The 15,399-nt window shown below is 72.6% G+C and carries 13 protein-coding genes and 2 pseudogenes; 2 read left to right on the top strand and 13 right to left on the bottom strand.

The annotated features are described in order from the left end of the window. Positions 1-12: 12 nt before the first annotated feature. The 3 genes from ABZT93_RS37060 to ABZT93_RS37050 all read right to left on the bottom strand — a co-directional run bounded on the left by ABZT93_RS37060 (position 13) and on the right by ABZT93_RS37050 (position 2,495). Positions 13-444, bottom strand: coding sequence for an SSI family serine proteinase inhibitor (locus tag ABZT93_RS37060; protein ID WP_356112951.1), 432 nt, complete (start codon positions 442-444; stop codon positions 13-15). Beyond that, positions 441-1,805: a M14 family zinc carboxypeptidase gene (locus ABZT93_RS37055; RefSeq protein WP_356112949.1), complete on the bottom strand. Its 1,365-nt coding sequence runs from the start codon at positions 1,803-1,805 to the stop codon at positions 441-443. Before ABZT93_RS37055 ends, ABZT93_RS37060 begins: the two co-directional genes overlap by 4 nt. A gap of 138 nt (positions 1,806-1,943) precedes the next feature. After that, positions 1,944-2,495, bottom strand: a complete 552-nt coding sequence (locus ABZT93_RS37050) for a DUF1707 and FHA domain-containing protein (protein ID WP_356112947.1) — start codon at positions 2,493-2,495, stop codon at positions 1,944-1,946. 173 nt (positions 2,496-2,668) lie between these two features. On the opposite strand from ABZT93_RS37050, the gene treZ reads away from it, so the two are divergent. Continuing rightward, complete coding sequence (treZ, locus tag ABZT93_RS37045) at positions 2,669-4,414, top strand: malto-oligosyltrehalose trehalohydrolase (protein WP_356112946.1); 1,746 nt, start codon at positions 2,669-2,671, stop codon at positions 4,412-4,414. A 188-nt stretch (positions 4,415-4,602) separates the two neighbouring features. Here the strand turns inward: treZ and ABZT93_RS37040 are convergent, their stop codons facing one another. The 4 genes and pseudogenes from ABZT93_RS37040 to ABZT93_RS37025 all read right to left on the bottom strand — a co-directional run. Beyond that, the gene (locus tag ABZT93_RS37040; RefSeq protein WP_356112944.1) at positions 4,603-4,827 is read right to left on the bottom strand and encodes a hypothetical protein; all 225 of its coding nucleotides are present in this window, start codon (positions 4,825-4,827) and stop codon (positions 4,603-4,605) included. A 57-nt stretch (positions 4,828-4,884) separates the two neighbouring features. Then, positions 4,885-5,829, bottom strand: coding sequence for an aminoglycoside phosphotransferase family protein (locus ABZT93_RS37035; RefSeq protein ID WP_356112942.1), 945 nt, complete (start codon positions 5,827-5,829; stop codon positions 4,885-4,887). Positions 5,830-5,878: 49 nt separating this feature from the next. Beyond that, a complete protein-coding gene (locus ABZT93_RS37030; RefSeq protein ID WP_356112941.1) occupies positions 5,879-7,003 on the bottom strand; it encodes an aminopeptidase P family protein in 1,125 nt (374 codons plus the stop codon). 112 nt (positions 7,004-7,115) lie between these two features. After that, positions 7,116-7,512: pseudogene (locus tag ABZT93_RS37025) on the bottom strand (LysE family transporter); the annotation flags it as partial. 3 nt (positions 7,513-7,515) lie between these two features. Between ABZT93_RS37025 and ABZT93_RS37020 the strand changes: the two are divergent. Beyond that, positions 7,516-8,106, top strand: a pseudogene (locus ABZT93_RS37020) (metallophosphoesterase); the annotation flags it as partial. A 51-nt stretch (positions 8,107-8,157) separates the two neighbouring features. Here ABZT93_RS37020 and ABZT93_RS37015 read toward each other — a convergent pair. The 6 genes from ABZT93_RS37015 to ABZT93_RS36990 form a co-directional block, all read right to left on the bottom strand. Then, the gene (locus ABZT93_RS37015) at positions 8,158-8,748 is read right to left on the bottom strand and encodes a PDZ domain-containing protein (protein WP_356112939.1); all 591 of its coding nucleotides are present in this window, start codon (positions 8,746-8,748) and stop codon (positions 8,158-8,160) included. Positions 8,749-9,163: 415 nt separating this feature from the next. Next, entirely contained in the window at positions 9,164-11,323 is a 2,160-nt protein-coding gene (gene cyc2, locus ABZT93_RS37010) for a germacradienol/geosmin synthase Cyc2 (RefSeq protein ID WP_356112937.1), read from the bottom strand. Between the two features lie 116 nt (positions 11,324-11,439). Further along, entirely contained in the window at positions 11,440-12,258 is an 819-nt protein-coding gene (locus ABZT93_RS37005; protein ID WP_356113020.1) for an ABC transporter ATP-binding protein, read from the bottom strand. Between the two features lie 56 nt (positions 12,259-12,314). After that, positions 12,315-13,118 carry an ABC transporter permease subunit gene (locus ABZT93_RS37000; protein ID WP_356112935.1) on the bottom strand — a complete coding sequence of 268 codons (804 nt, stop codon included), beginning with the start codon at positions 13,116-13,118 and terminating at the stop codon, positions 12,315-12,317. Positions 13,119-13,387: 269 nt separating this feature from the next. After that, entirely contained in the window at positions 13,388-14,200 is an 813-nt protein-coding gene (locus ABZT93_RS36995; protein ID WP_356112933.1) for an ABC transporter permease subunit, read from the bottom strand. A 37-nt stretch (positions 14,201-14,237) separates the two neighbouring features. Further along, positions 14,238-15,221: an ABC transporter substrate-binding protein gene (locus ABZT93_RS36990; protein WP_356112931.1), complete on the bottom strand. Its 984-nt coding sequence runs from the start codon at positions 15,219-15,221 to the stop codon at positions 14,238-14,240. Between the last annotated feature and the right edge of the window lie 178 nt (positions 15,222-15,399).

Raw genomic sequence — 15,399 nt, 5'->3', positions numbered from 1 at the left:
CCGAGCCGCGCGTCAGCTCTCCAGTGCGAAGACCGCCCCTGTCCGCGCCCCCATCACGCAGCCGTTCGGGAAGGTCTGCCGGTACTCGACCGGTCGGCCGTTCCACTGTCCGTGCGCCCGGGCGGTGACCGGCGCGTAGAGCATCGGGCAGTAGACGTCAGCGGGCTGAAGGGCGTCGATGTCGCCGCCGACCGAGTCCAGCTGGTCGCAGGCCTCGGCGGCACGGCCGTGGCCCTGGGGCGGGTCGCACAGCAGGAGGGTGCCGCGGGTGTCGCCGGAGTCGCCGTCGCCCGTGGTCACCATGAGGTAGAGGTGGCCGCTCCCGGCGGAGGACCCGGCCGTCGCGGGGGCCGCGGCGGCGAGGAGGAGGGCGGCCGCGGCCGCCAGACCCACGTGTGCCGCTCGCCGTACCGCTGTCGTTGTCGCTGTGATCGAGGACGTCATTCCCGATGCATCGGCACGGCGGCCTCGGATCCCCACCCCGGCTCACCCGAACGGGAGCACGCGGGCGCGTGCCGCGCGGCGAGTTCGAAGGCGGCGAGCACGACCCGGGACTGGTACTCGATCTGGCGCGGGACCGGGATCCAGCGCGCCCCGAGGCCGTCGCGGTAGTCGGCGCACCAGACGTCGATGAGCCGGTCCAGTTCCGGCAGGGCACCGACCGGGTCGGTGCCCGCGCGGGTCACGAGCTGGTGCAGGAGGCCGGCCGTGCGCAGGGCGAGGCGCCGTCCGGCGATGCGCAGCGCGGCCAGGTGGCCGGTGCTGAGCGGGGGCAGGGGGCGGCCGCCGTCGGTGACGTCGGGGTCCCAGGCGTCGGCGAGTCCGGGGCAGACCAGTAAATAGTCCTCGACCGGGGCGAGCAGCCGCGCCGCGTCCGGGGCGGTCGAGACGTACGGACGGATCCGCGCCAGGACGTCCTCCAGGAGCCGCGCGTCGCGGCGCAGCGTGTGGCTGATGGTGCGCAGTACGGCGGCCGCGTCGGTGGGTGTGCCGGCGTCCTCGACGGCGGCCACGCCCCACATGGGCGCCTCGACGACGGCGGTCACGGTGCCGTGCCGGTGCGGGTGGTACCAGGTCGACTCGACCGCGGCCTCGGTGATGGCGGCGGCCAGGTCGCCGCGGCGGGGCGGCGGGATCCGGTAGACGGCGGGGCCGAGACACGGCCAGTAGAGGGTGTCGTACGGGCCGAGCTCGCGCGGGATGCGCAGCCGGGCCGCGGTGTGGGCGACGCGGCGGGCGAGGCCGGGCAGGTCCCGGGTGAGTTCGACGAAGCCACCGCCGACGTCGACCCCGTGCAGGGAGCACTGGAGGAAGGGCCGCAGTTCGTCCTGGAGGGCGAGGAGGGTGCGGGTCTCCGGCAGCGCGGCGGCGTCCGCGCCGTCGGGCAGCCATTCCGGCTGTTCGCCGAAGCCGGGCCGGAAGAAGTTACGGAAATAGCGGCCGAGGGAGTACGGGCCGCGCAGCCACCCCTCGTTGCGGCGCAGACCGTCGGGGTCGAGGCACAGCAGCAGATTCCAGGTGGCGTCGGCCTCGACGGTGAGCCGGGGGTCGGCCAGGGCGCGCTCGGCCAGTCTGAGGACGGTGCCGCCGCCCACGGGCTCGTTGGCGTGCGGGCCGGCGGCGACGAGGGCCTGACGGCTGCCGTGGCCTACGGAGAGCAGCCACAGGGGGCTGCCCGCGCGGGAGGTGCCGACGCGGCGCAGTCGGGCGTCCGCGGGATGGCGGGCGACGAGCGCCGCGGCCCGCGCGCCGAGTTCGTCGACGGTCGGGTAGCGGAGGAGGGGCGGCAGGGCACACCTCCACAATGTGGTGCCGTCGATTCACCTGGTGTGCATGGTGTACGCACAGTCAGTCACGACTTGTGGGGTACGTCAACACCGCGCGACGGAAAGGGCTTTGGGCCGCGACCAGACGTAAAGCCCAGGCCAGAGGTGAGGTGGGGCTCAGTTGACCGCGAGCCGGAAGGCCATCCGGCCGAAGCCGACCTGATCACCCTCGCGGACGACGGCGGCGCCGATGACCCGCCGGCCGTTGACCGTGGTGCCGTTGGTGGAGCCGAGGTCGCGCAGGACCCACATGCCGCCCTGACGGCTGAGTTCGGCGTGGACACGGGAGACCGTCTCGTGGGTCAGCCGCAGTCCGTTCGCCGGGTCTCGGCCGATGCGCAGCGCGTGGCCGCTGCCGGGGTGCGGCAGCAGCAGCTTGGGCAGGCGCTCGGCCTGCCAGGCCCTGCGCAGCCGTACGGTGAAGCCCGAGACGGCCTCGACGGTGCCGAACACCAGCCGGGAGACGCGGCTCTCCTGGGGCAGGTCCGCGGTGAGCGCGGCGAGTTCGTCGGACCGGCGCGCGACGAGGGCCAGTTCCATGCGGCGCACGAACGTCTCGTGCGACAGGCGGCCCATGGCGGCGCCGTCACGGAGCACCTTCAGCACCTTGTCGCGCTCGGCGTCGGACAGCCGCGCGGGGTACGTGTTGAACTCGAAGGACGACGTCACGTTGGTGATTGTCGGGCAGTGAACCCCGGGTGTCCAGAAAACGAGACAACGGCCGCCACCCGCGCGCACCTGACGACACCTGCCGCAAAGGGGAGGATTACAAGGTGGATTGATCTCGTTTGAAGCACCATGGACGGGCTACATCACGGTGAGCAGACGAAAGGGAACCGCCCGTGCAGTTCGAGGTGTGGGCACCGCAGGCCGGCCGTGTGACGCTCCATTGCGAGGGCGCTACGCATGCGTTGGAGCGCGATCCGGAGCGCTCGGGATGGTGGTGGGGCGAGGCGGAGGCCGGGGACGGCACGCGGTACGGCTTCGCGCTGGACGACGGCCCCGTGCTGCCCGACCCGCGCTCACGCCGCCAGCCGGACGGCCCGGACGGACTCAGTGCCGTCGTGGAGCACGAGCGGTACGACTGGCGTACGCGGTGGGCGGGCCGTCCACTGCCGGGGGCGGTCCTCTACGAACTGCACGTGGGCACCTACACGCCCGAGGGCACCCTGGACGCGGCCGCCGCCCGTCTCGGCCATCTGGTCGAACTCGGTGTCACCCACGTCGAGTTGATGCCTCTGTGCCCCTTCCCGGGGCGGCACGGCTGGGGTTACGAGGGCGTCTCCCTGTGGGCGGTGCACGAGCCCTACGGCGGTCCGGAGGCCCTGAAGCGTTTCGTCGACCGGGCGCATGAGGTGGGCCTCGGGGTCGTCCTGGACGTGGTGCACAACCACCTGGGCCCCTCCGGCAACTACCTGCCCGCCTTCGGACCGTACTTCACGGACACCCACCACACGCCCTGGGGCTCGGCGGTCAACCTCGACGCCCCCGGTTCCGACGAGGTGCGCGCGTATCTGCTCGGCAGCGCGCTCTCCTGGCTGCGGGACTACCGGATCGACGGGCTGCGCCTGGACGCCGTGCACGCGCTCGCCGACACGCGTGCGTGCCACTTCCTGGAGGAGCTGTCGACAGCTGTCGACGCCCTCTCCACCGAGCTGGGACGGCCGCTGTTCCTCGTCGCCGAGTCCGACCTCAACGACCCGCGGCTCATCACACCGCGCGCGCAGGGCGGTCTCGGGCTGCACGCGCAGTGGAACGACGACTTCCACCACGCTCTGCACACCGCCCTGACCGGCGAGTCCCAGGGCTACTACGCGGACTTCGCCCGCGCACCCCTGGCCTCGCTCGCCAAGACCCTCACCGGGGGCTACTTCCACGACGGCACCTACTCCAGCTTCCGTGGCCGCAGCCACGGGCGTCCGCTGGACCGTACGCGCGCGGCGGCGCACCGGCTGCTCGGCTACTCCCAGACCCACGACCAGGTCGGCAACCGCGCCCAGGGCGACCGGCTGGCGGTGTCCCTCTCCCCCGGCCTGGTGGCCTGTGCGGCGGCGCTCGTACTGACCGCGCCCTTCACGCCCATGCTGTTCATGGGTGAGGAGTGGGCGGCGAGCACACCCTGGCAGTTCTTCACGGACCACACCGATCCCGAGCTCGCGGAGGCCGTGCGGCGGGGCAGGCGGCGGGAGTTCGCCGAGCACGGCTGGGCGGAGGAGGACGTGCCCGACCCGCAGGACCCGGCGACCCGCGACCGCTCCTGCCTCGACTGGTCCGAACTCGAACACGAACCGCACGCGCGTGTACTCGCCTGGTACCGCCGGCTCCTCGCGCTGCGGCACGAGCAACCGGACCTCACCGACCCCGACCTCGCCGACACCAAGGTGGCCTACGACGCGGACCAGCGCTGGCTGGCCTTCCGCCGCGGGGACGTCCGGGTGGCCGTGAATCTCGCGAAGTCGCCGGCGGTCATCCCCCTGGGGCCCCGCGAGGCCCGCGTCCTGGCGGCCTGGGAGCCGGTCGAGGCGCCGGGCGCGGACGGGGTGCTGCATGTACCCGGGGAGTCGTGCGTGGTGCTGCTGCAGTCGTGACCTCACGGGGCTCCTCGGGGTCATGAGACGACCTGCAGGGCGCCTCGCCCCTCATGGCTGCCGCGGGTCCGCAGGATGCCGCCGCGGACGACGACCTCGCCGAAGGCCATGAGGACCAGGGCGGCGACACCGGGTGATCAGGCCTCCGGCCAGACCGAAGGCGACGCCGGTCCCGGCGAAAGCGCCGATCAGCACCATGACGTTGCCCGCGGTGGGGAGGTCGTGCAGGTAGTGGCCGCCGCCCAGCCGATCAGCGCCAGTGGCAGTGGCAGTGGCAGTGGCAGTGGCAGTGGCAGCAGGATCGTGCGGAGCGTCGGCTGCTCCTCCCGCAGCTGCCGGAAGACGACCAGGAGGAGCGCCACGTCGATGAGCCAGTCGGAGATCGTCCTGGCTCTACCATCCGGCTCCGGCACGGTCGCGCGCCTCGGCCCTGGGGTGGAAGCAGGGTGGAAAAGCCCAGGTGGAGCCGTCTACAACTCCGCGTCGTCCGTCTCCTCGTCCCGCAGCTCGGTGACGCGTTCCAACAGGATCGCCTCCCAGGCCCGCCGCAGCCGGGTACGCAGGAGGGGCAGGGGCTCGGCGGCGCGCCCGTCCAGGCCCGCGGAGAGGCGGATCACGGTGTCGCAACGGGCGAGCCACAGTCCGCGCAGGCAGGGACGGGCGCCGTACCCGGCGAGGGTGGCGGCGCGGACGGCGGCGGGCGAGCCGACGGCCAGCGCGAGGCCCGCGATGTCCTCGGCGGGGTCGCCGACGATCGTTCCGGTCCAGTCGAGGACACCGCGCACCCGGCCGTCGGCGCTGATCACGAGGTGGTCGCCGGTCAGGGCGTGATGCACGAGGACCGCGCTGCCGGGCTGCGCGGCGAGCTGGACCGCGGCCGGCGAGGTGAGCTGCTGGAGCCGGGCCGGGTCGAACTCGTCGGCGGCGCGGAGGCGTTCGGCGGCCCGGCCGGCCTCCCGGCGCAGCGCCTCCAGGGAGCGCGGGGCGACGCGTGGGACACCGAGCGCCTCTGCCTGCCGTACCGGCACCTCGCGCAGGCCGGTGAGCAGACCGGCCAGGTCGGCCTCGCCGACGGCGGACACCTCGTGCTCCTCCGCGGAGCCGCCGGGGACCTTGGTGTCGAGTGTGTAGGCCAGCCCGGGCGCCCACTCGCCCTGCGCCACGCTCGCGGGCACCACGACCGGGACGAGCGGGCGGATCAGGTCGCGCAGCCGCAGTTCCCGGCGTCTGCGGACGGAGGCCTCGCGGTCGCCCGCGAGGCGCAGGACATGGCGGGCGCCGATCCACCAGGTGCAGTGCCCGCCCTCGGCGACGGGCCGGACCTCGGGCCCGCCGGAGTCGGGCGGTCCGTCCTTGAGCAGGGAACGGACCAGTCGGCGGACCGTGTCCGCGGTGGGTGTCGGTGCCTGAGTCATGGTCGCGCCGTAGTCGCTCGGTGGTGGAAGGGCTCCTTGGGGGGCTCGGTCAGTCCACTATGACCATCTCGCGGGTGGTGTCGTTGAGCCTGCGGCCGCCGTCCTCGGTGACCGTGACGATGTCCTCGATGCGTACCCCGAAACGGCCCGGCAGATAGACGCCGGGCTCCACGGAGAAGCACATGCCCGGGACCAGGGGCTGCTCCTCGCCCTCGATCATGTACGGCGGTTCGTGCGTGGTGACGCCGATGCCGTGCCCGGTGCGGTGGATGAAGTACTCGCCGTACCCGGCGTCGGCGATGACCGCACGGGCGGCCCGGTCGACCTCCTGGCAGGGCACACCGGGCCGTACCGCCCGGAAACCCGCCTCCTGGGCCGCGCGTACGAGGTCGTGCACCCGGCGCTCCTCGTCGGTGGGTTCGCCGACGTGGACCGTGCGGGAGGTGTCGGAGCCGTAGCCGTCCTTGAGGCCGCCGAAGTCGAGGACGACCATGTCGCCGCGTTCGATGACCCGGTCCCCCACCTCGTGGTGCGGGTTGGCGCCGTTCGGCCCCGAGGCGACGATGGTGAAGTCGACCTGGGAGTGACCGAAGCGACGCAGCAGGTCGGCGAGGTCGGCGGCCACCTCCGACTCCCTGCGGCCGCCGAACGGAACCTTCCGGATCTCCTCGAACGTCGCGTCGGCGGCCGCTCCCGCGGCCGCCAGCAGCTCCAGCTCCGCCGCGTCCTTGACCGCGCGGAGCATCGGCAGGGCCTCGGTGAGCGATGCGTACGACGTGCCGGGCAGGGCCTTCTGGAGGCCCAGGAGGTGCATGGCCCAGGCGTTGTCGCTGACGCCGAACCGGCCGCCGGCGTCCAGGAGGGCGGCGGTGGCGGCGTACGGGTCCTTGCCGTCGGTCCAGTCCCGCAGGGTCAGGGCGCTCGCGCCGGTGGCCTTGGCGGCGTCCGGGGCCTCCAGGGTGGGCACGACGAGGACGGGGTCCTGTCCGGGGGCGAGGACCAGCAGGGTGAGCCGTTCCGTGACGGCGGTGGGCGCGTAGCCGGTGAGCCACACCAGGTCCGGGCCCGGTGCCACCAGGAGCCCGGCGAGCCCGGCCTCGGCGGCCGACCGTGCCGCGCGCTCCATGCGGGCCCTGTAGTCGTCGGCGGCGAAGGGCGCTGCGGTGCCGGTCATCCGGGCCTCCTTGGGCGGGTGATGGTCTGTGGGCAGCATCCTGCCCGGACGGCGAGGGGCGCGCGAGCCGATCGACACGCTTTTCGGCACCGGACGCGGTGTCGGGCGCAGGTCAGCTCTCCAGGGCCATACGGACCCCGAGGAACAGCGGGACGCCCCCGGAGACCTGTTCCAGCCCTCGGCGCACGCCCGCGCGGGACAGCACGGCCGCAACCGGCCGAGGAACCACACGTAGAGGTCGTAGTAGCCGATCTCGTAGACCACCCAGAGCGCGGCGAGACCGACCTCCCCCACTGCCTCAAGGGCGTGGGAGGTGCCCCAGGGCGGGTGGAGGGCGCCCTCGGGCACGAACTGCGGCAGGAAGGACAGGGCGAAGACGGCCGACTTGGGATTGGCGAGGTTGAGCAGCAGCCCCGCGCGGTAGGTGGCCCAGCCGGTCCTGCCTGCGCTCTCCCAGCCACCGTCGCCGACGCCCCCTTGGCGCGGCGCGCCTGCCGCAGCGCCTGGACACGCGGGTGGACGCCCTGCTGGTGACCGGTGACATCGCGGATCACGGCGCCGAGGCGGAGTACGAGGAGGCCGCGCGGATCCTGGGACTGCACGAGGGCGACCCGCCGTCCCCGGTGCTCCCCCGCCCCGGCAACCACGACAGCCGCGCCCCGTACCGCAAGGCCCTGCTGCGGCAACCCGCGGCCGGCTGGTCGGTGAACGCCGTGCGGGTCTTCGACGGCGGTGCGCGGTACTGATGTGCGACTCCAGCATCCCGGGACGCGACGAGGGGGCCCTGGACGAGGAGACGTACGACTGGATCGAGGCGACGCTGGACGAACTGGACGGGCGTCTTCCCGTGCTCCGGGCCTTCCATCGTCCGCCGGTGGCACTGCGGCCCGAGATCGCCGGTCTGATCACCGGGCACGCGCACACGCCCGCGGCGACCGTCTTCGCCGGGCTGCCCCTGGTCGTCGGGCCCGGGGGTGACCTGGACGCTGCGGCTGCCCTGGGAGGGCGAACAGATCGCGGACCGGGACGCGCCGGTCGGCCTGACCTTTCATGTGCTGGACGACGGAGGACTGCTCACCACGCACTTCAGGGTGGTCACGTGAGCACGGCCATGGGCACCGGCACCGGCACCGGCACCGGCACCGGCCGATGGTTCAGATGACGACTCCCGGTACCGCCGTCAGCTGCTGGTAGCCGCCGCTGCGGTGGCGGACCGTCAGCACGACCTCGCGGCCGGCCCGGGTGCCCGCGACGGCGCGCGCGAGGTCGTCGGCCGTGTCGATGCGCGTCCGGCCGAAGGCGAGGAGTACGTCGCCGCGCACCAGGCCCGCCCTGTAGCCCGGGCCGGGGACGTGGACTCCGACCACCAGCGCGCCCGCCTTCTCGGCGTCCACGGCCTCCAGACCGAGAGTCGCGACGGCCGGCGCGGGCGAGGGGGCGGTCGCCTGCGCCGCGGACGACGGGGAGTGACGCGGATGCGCCGACGCGGACGGGCCGCCCTGGGGATGCCCCGCCTGCCGCTGGAGTTCGGCCAGTCTGCTCATGCCGATCACTGTGGCGCCGACCGTCCCGAGACCCACCCCCGACAGCACCAGGACGGTCGCGACGAACAGGCCGGACAGCAGGGTCGCGAGTCGGCGTCCGCGTCGACGCGCGGCGTGCGGACGCCGGGCAGGCCGGGGTTTCCGGCCGCCGCCGGGCTCCTGACCGGGCATCGGCTTGGGGCGCAACGCAGTCTGTTCCATGGATCGCCTCCGGCTGGATCACCACCGGGTGGTGTCTACCCGTCGTACCGGCACGCGACGAGCCACGAACGGGTGAGATCGCCTGCTCCGGCAGGACTTCTGACGGGCCGAACTCGTCGGCGACTTCGAGCGACTCGGTGAGCCGGTCCGGGCTGATCGGGCGCGACGCCTGCACGCGGCCCTCCAGGACCGCGCGCTCTTGAACACGGGCGGCGGCGCCGGGGAGCCCGGGGGGGGCGGACCGGCCCCGGCGGCCACCGTCCGGCCCGCGCAGAACGGACCGCCTCCGGCGCACGGCTGCGCGGCCGCACAGCCACACAGAACCCGCCGCCCCCGCCGGACCACGCCACCTCGCACAACGCGCCCGCCCGCCCCGTCGGAGGCCGCTCCCTCACTCGCCGCGTCGGTCGCCGGGTCAGCCCGCCAAGGGGAGCGCGGGCGGACGGTCCGGGAGGAAGCCGTGGGTGCGGCCGGCCAGGTGCTCGGCCTTGTAGCGGTCGACCGTGCGGTGCCAGTGCAGGATGCCCGCCATCCAGTGCTGGAGGTCGGTCACATAGCCCCGCATGACCTCGCGCGCCTCCTCCGAGAGCCCGAAGTCGTCGCAGACGACGGGCAGTTCGTGCGCGGCGACATGCTCGAACTGCTGCATGCGCTGGGTCATCAGGTCATGGACGACACGCAGCCCGGTCGGGTAGTCGACGCCGAAGAAGTTCTGCACGACGAGGATCGCGTTGTGGACCTCGCCCTCGTACTCGATCTCCTTCTGGTAGGAGAAGACGTCGTTGACCAGGCACGCGTAGTCGACGGCGGCGTTCTCCAGGGAGCGCACGGGTCCGCTGCGGTAGACCTCCGGCGGGACGGCGGGGCCGTGGCCCATCCGGCACATGCTCATGGTGAGGTCGGAGCCGAAGGTGGCGCGCCGCATCTCCAGATAGTCGACCGGGTCGGGGACGCGGTGCTGGATCTGGTTGGCCAGCTCCCAGACCCAGCTCTCGGTCATCACGTTCACGGCGTCCTTGAGGGTGCGCCGCTGATCGGGGGTCATATCGGCCGTGGTGCGGGCCCACAGGTCGATCAGTCCGCGCTCCATGGCGTTGACGGGGACGAGGGTCTGCTCGCCGTCCAGGGGCATGCAGTCCGACAGACGCTGTGTGGTGAGCCGGGCGGCGGCGAGGTCGCGGCGACCGCCGTAGACGAGGGGGTAGTAGTCGTCGCCGTAGGTCCCCCAGGCCAGCCAGTGCGAGCTCAGGTCCAGGGCTTCGGGGCTCGCGTCCGGGTCGATTCCCGCCGAGCACAGGGGGAGGTCGGCCGCGGCGAGCTTGTCCTCGTCCCAGACGCCCTCCTGGAGCATGCCCATGCGGTGCGCCCACTCGGCGAGGCGGGGGCGGGCGCCGGGCAGGTGCGGGCTGAGCTCGTTCCGGAACGGCATGTAGAAGTCGGGCAGCAGGGACGGGCCGACCTTCTGGAACGGCACATGCGAGTGGGCGCGCAGCCGCTCGGCGCCGGCCGCGGCGAGCAGGGCGCCGACGTCGGCGGCCGAGGTGCCGCGACCGGTCAGGGCCTGCCAGGGGGCGGTGGTGTCGGCGCGGGCGTTCATGTAGCGGCTGGAGCGCATGTGCCACTCGTGGCCGCCGGACTGCCAGTCCTGGAGGCCCTGCGTGTACCGGGCGACGGCGGTCACCTCGGCCGGCGACAGAGCGTTCTCCAGGGCGACCGCGGGAACCTCGGTGAGGGCGGTGTGCTCGAACTGGTGGAGGCGGGAGGTGAGGACGTCGTTGACGGTGTCGGCGGCCTCCTGGGTGGTGCAGCCGAAGAAGGTCTCCAGGACGAGGACGCCGTTGCTGAGTTCGCCCTCGTCCTCGACCTCGCGCTGGTAGGAGAACAGGTCGTTGCGCAGGTGGACGGCGTCGGAGAAGGTCTCCATCAGGACGCGCAGCGGTCGGGTTCCGGCGACGGACGACGGTACTTCGGCCGTCGCGTACTCCACCAGACCGGCCGACCAGGGGGCGCCGCCGACCTTGCGGCGCATCTCGATGTACTCGACGGGGTTGGCGATCCGCCCCTCGTTGATGTTCGACAGCTCCCACAGGGACTCGTTGAGCAGATGTTCGGTGGCGACGGAGAAGCGGCGGCGCCAGTCGGCGGACATCGACGGCACGGTCCGCGTCCACAGGTCGGCGAGGCCCGCCTCGACGGGGTTCTGCGGCTCCGGCATCGGGGTCGCCAGGTCCATCGGCATGAACAGGGGCAACCGGTCGAGGTAGGCCTTGCCACCGGCTCGGTCCTGCGTGCGCTTGAAGATCTCCAGGAAGTGGTCGTCGAAGAAGAACACCCACACGTACCAGTCGGTGATGAGCGAGAGGGCGGGGCCGTCGCAGTCGGGGTGTGTGTAGGCGCAGAGCAGACCGTAGTCGTGCGCGTCGAGGTCGGACTGCTCCCAGATCCCGGACCCCTCCAGCATGCCCATCTCCCGCGCCCACGTGGCCGAGTGGGCGCGGGCCTCGTCGACGTGCGGATTCAGCCGCGCGGGGTACGGCATGTAGAAGTGCGGGAGTTCGAAGGGCTGCTGCGTCATGAGCCGGGCCCTACCCAGGGCACTCGGGAGGCATCCGCGGCGGCACACATGATCACACCATCGCGTGAATCCGGACTGAACTCGGGAGTTCTGGGAGAGACTTGTGGCGTCGGACGTCACGTGCCCCGAGTGCTCTGAGAGCCCTGGGTGTCCTGGGTGTCCTGGTCGCCCCGAGCACGCTCCGTCTCCCGGCTGCGCACCGCCCGCCCCACCTCCGCCCGCAGCGCGACGAACTCCGGCAGTCCCCGGGTGGCGATCTGGTCGCGCCGTCCGGGGAGGCGGACGGGCAGATCCAGCAGAATCCTGGAGCCGGGGCCCGGGGAGAGGACGACGACGCGGTCGCCGACGTAGACGCTCTCGTCGATGTCGTGGGTGACGAACACGATGGTTGTGCCGTCGGTGTGGTGGACCTCGAGGAGCAGATCCTCCAGGTCCTCGCGGGTCTGGGCGTCGAGGGAGCCGAAGGGCTCGTCCATGAGGAGGAGAGCGGGGCGGCAGACGAGGGCGCGGGCGATGGCGACGCGCTGCTGCATGCCGCCGGAGAGCTGCCAGGGGTGACGGCGGGCGGCGCCGGACAGTCCCACGCGGTCGAGGATGCGGTCGGCCTCGGCACGCCGTTCGGTGCGGGCGAGGCCACGGCGGCGCAGTGGCAGGGCGACGTTGTCGCGGACCGTGAGCCAGGGGAAGAGGGACCGTCCGTAGTCCTGGAAGACGACGGCCAGGCTGTCGGGGACGCCGGTGACCGGGGCGCCGTCGACGGTGATGGTGCCCTCGCGGGCGGGGAGCAGACCGGCGATGGTCCGCAGCAGGGTGGACTTGCCGCAGCCGGACGGGCCTACGACACACAGGAGTTGGCCCGCGGGGACGGTGAGGGTGACGTCGCGCAGGACCTGGTGGTCGCCGTAGTGCTGGCCGACCGAGGAGAGCTGGAGCATGCGGTCGGTCCCCCGTCCCCGGGTGGGGGTCGTGTGGCTCATGTGGCTCATGTGGCTTACGTGGCCCTCTCCCTGCCGATCAGCCGTTTCTCGACCGCCAGCAGGCCGGTGTTGAGCAGATGACCGAGGGCGCCGAGCAGGACCAGCGCCGCCCACACGGTGAGCAGGTCGGAGCGGGTCTGGGCCTCGGTGAGCGTGAAACCGATGCCGTTCGCGGTGCCCGGCAGCAGTTCCGAGAACACCATGAGGATCAGGGAGAGCGAAAGGCTCAGACGCAGACCGGCGAAGACGCGGGGCAGGGCTGAGGGCAGGACGAGGAACCACAGGCGTTCGGCGGTGTTCAGGCGCAGGACCGCGGCGACGTCGAGGCGCAGCGGGTCGGTGTTGCGGACGCCGGCCGCGGTGTTGATCAGCACCGGCCAGACGGCGCTGAAGGCGATCGAGGCGATCTGCATCGGGGTGCCGAAGGCGAAGACCACGACGAAGACGGGGACGAGCGCCGGGGGCGGGACGGCCCGGGCGAACTGGAGGACGGGGTTGGCCAGCGCGTACGTCCGCCGCGAGCGGCCCACCGCGACACCGAGCACGATCCCGGCGACGGCCGCCAGCGCGAACCCGGCGGCCATGCGGCCGAGGCTGGGCAGGATGTCGTCCACGGCGGCAGGGCTGAGGAAAAGGTGCCGGGCGGGCCCGTCGAACCACAGCTCGTGGACTTGGCGCCCGATGCGGTCCGGGGGCGGGAAGTAGACGCTGCCGTGTGCCCGGGCGGCCAACTCCCACACCCCCACGGCGAGGAGCAGGACCAGCCGGCGCAGCAGGACGGGGTGGGCGGCGACGGTACGGAGGCGGGGGGCGGGCACCTTCGGCGCTGGGGGTGGGTGGGGGCCTGGTGACTGGTCTGTCGACGGCGAGGGCGGGTTGGGGCCGGCCACGGGCACGGGCGCCTTCGGCGACGGAGGTGGATGAGAGCCGGGTGACCGGCCTGTCAGCGGCGAGGGCGGCCAGGGTCGAGACGCCTCCCCCTCCGACGACGACGGCAGACACGCCCCAGACGCCTCCCCCTCCGCCGGCGACGACGGCTGCGACGACGAGCGCGCCCCCTCCCCACCCCCGGCTCCGTCCGTCGCGCTCATCGGGGTGCCACGTCCCTCGACCGGGCGGCGGTCTCCCGATGTTCCGGTGTCCAGGGAAACAGCCGTCGCTCTGCCCACACCAACACGGCGTTGATGACGAGCCCCAGGCCCCCGGCCCACACCACACCCGCCAGGACGTCCCTCGTGCCGTCCGTGGCCAGGCCCGCCTGGGCGATGAAGATGCCGAGGCCCTCGCCGAAGCCGGAGAGGATCTCCGTGGCGACGGCGAGGATGAGAGCGACGGCTGCGGAGATACGGATGCCCGCGGCGATGAAGGGGGCGGTGGCGGGGAGTTCCGCGCGCAGGAGGACCGTGAGGCGGCCGAAGCCGAAGGCGCGCAGGGTGTCCTTGGCGAGGGGGTCGGTCTCGCCCAGGCCGTAGACGGTGTTGAAGAGGATCGGCCACACCGACGCGTAGGTGATCAGCGCGACCTCGGTCTCGGTGCCGGAGCCGAGGAGCAGGGAGACCAGGGGGATCAGGGCGACGGACGGCAGGGGTCGCAACAACTCCACGATCGCCCGGGCGGCCGCGTCGACGAGTGGGACACTGCCGAGCAGCAGTCCGAGCGGTACGGCGATCGCGCAGGCGAGGCCGAGGCCCAGCGCCCAGGCGCGCAGGGTGACGCCGAGCCCGTCGAGGAAGACGGAGTCACCCGCCAACTCGACTGCGCGGGCGAGGACTTCGGAGGCGGGTGGCAGATAGCTGCGGCGGACCAGCCCCGCCCGGCTCACCGCCTCGCAGCCGCCGAACGCGAGCAGCACACCGAGGAGCCCCAGCCACAGTTCCTGACGCGCCCTCAGCCGGCGCACGGCAACCGCCCCCTGGCCCCCACCCCGCACACCTCTCTCACTTCACCAGAAGTGCCGAAGGATCGATCGGTGTCTTCAGCATCTTCTGTTTCTCCATCAGCGCGGTGAGCCGGGCGATCTGTTTCCCGTCCATGGTCGCCGGATACACCGGCAGGTCGATCTTCGCGGCCTGCTCCTTGGTGACCTTGGTGTACGACGGCAGCACCTCACGCACCACGGACGGATCCGCGTCGGCGAGCTTCACGGCCGCCTTCAGGGCCCGTTGGAAGCGGGCGAGCGCGTCGGCGTGCTTCCCGGCGAACTTCTCCGTCGTGATGTACCCGCTGAGCGGGATCGACTGGACGGGCGCGGACGCCCCGTCCACCAGGACCCTCGCCCCCGACTCGTCCTGGATGGCGCTGTCGTAGGGTTCGACGGCGTGCACGGCGTCGACCTGCCCCCTGTCCAGGGCGGCGCCCATCTGCGGGAAGGGGATCTGCCGGTAGACGGGCCTTTTGACGCCCTGTTTCGCCAGGATCTCGTTGAAGGTCAGCGACTGGACGTTGTTGAGGACGTTGACGGCGAGTTTCCTGCCCGCGAGGTCGGCGAGGGTCTTGATGCCCGAGTCCTTGGGAACCAGCACCTCCATCATGCGCGGCGCCGCCCTGATCGCCTCGGCGACGATCCGGATGTCGAGGGTGCCCTGGTCCTGGGCCTGGAAGTAGGTCACGTAGTTCGCGCTCGCGACCATGTCGATCTGCCCCTTGGACAGGGCGGGCAGCGCCTGGAGGCTCTGCTGGATCTGCTGGATGCGGACGTCCAGGCCTTCCTTCTCGAACAGTCCGCGGTTCTGCGCGATGTACAGCATGGCGGAGTCGCTCAGGGGCAGCGCGGCCACCCTGACCGTCGTGCGCCCGCCGTCCGAGGGCGAGGAGTCCCCGTCACCGCCGCAGGAGGTGAGCACCAGTGCGAGGGCCGCCGCGGCGGCGGCCGCCTTCCCGCTTCCCGAACGCCAAGGTCGTAACGTCATTCCCCACGTCATCCGGGCATGATGACCGATTGCTTGACATGATCACTACACCACAGTCAGCCGAATCGTCACTCCTGACCGAATCCCCGCCCCGCGGGGCGGCGCGGCCCCGCCCGCTGCTCCCGAACCTCCGTCGACTGCCGCAAGCCCTGAGGCCCCGCCCTCCGACCCGCCGTCAACAGCCACAAGC

This window comes from Streptomyces sp. NPDC005303, assembly GCF_040607335.1.
Taxonomy (GTDB): Bacteria; Actinomycetota; Actinomycetes; order Streptomycetales; family Streptomycetaceae; genus Streptomyces.
This window is presented reverse-complemented; position numbering and strand designations above follow the sequence as displayed.

Coding starts and splice junctions, on each gene's coding strand:
- ABZT93_RS37060 (WP_356112951.1), bottom strand. CDS start 444: ATGACGTCCTCGATCACAGCGACAACGACAGCGGTACGGCGAGCGGCA.
- ABZT93_RS37035 (WP_356112942.1), bottom strand. CDS start 5,829: ATGACTCAGGCACCGACACCCACCGCGGACACGGTCCGCCGACTGGTC.
- ABZT93_RS37030 (WP_356112941.1), bottom strand. CDS start 7,003: ATGACCGGCACCGCAGCGCCCTTCGCCGCCGACGACTACAGGGCCCGC.
- ABZT93_RS37015 (WP_356112939.1), bottom strand. CDS start 8,748: ATGGAACAGACTGCGTTGCGCCCCAAGCCGATGCCCGGTCAGGAGCCC.
- cyc2 (WP_356112937.1), bottom strand. CDS start 11,323: ATGACGCAGCAGCCCTTCGAACTCCCGCACTTCTACATGCCGTACCCC.
- ABZT93_RS37005 (WP_356113020.1), bottom strand. CDS start 12,258: ATGCTCCAGCTCTCCTCGGTCGGCCAGCACTACGGCGACCACCAGGTC.
- ABZT93_RS36990 (WP_356112931.1), bottom strand. CDS start 15,221: ATGACGTGGGGAATGACGTTACGACCTTGGCGTTCGGGAAGCGGGAAG.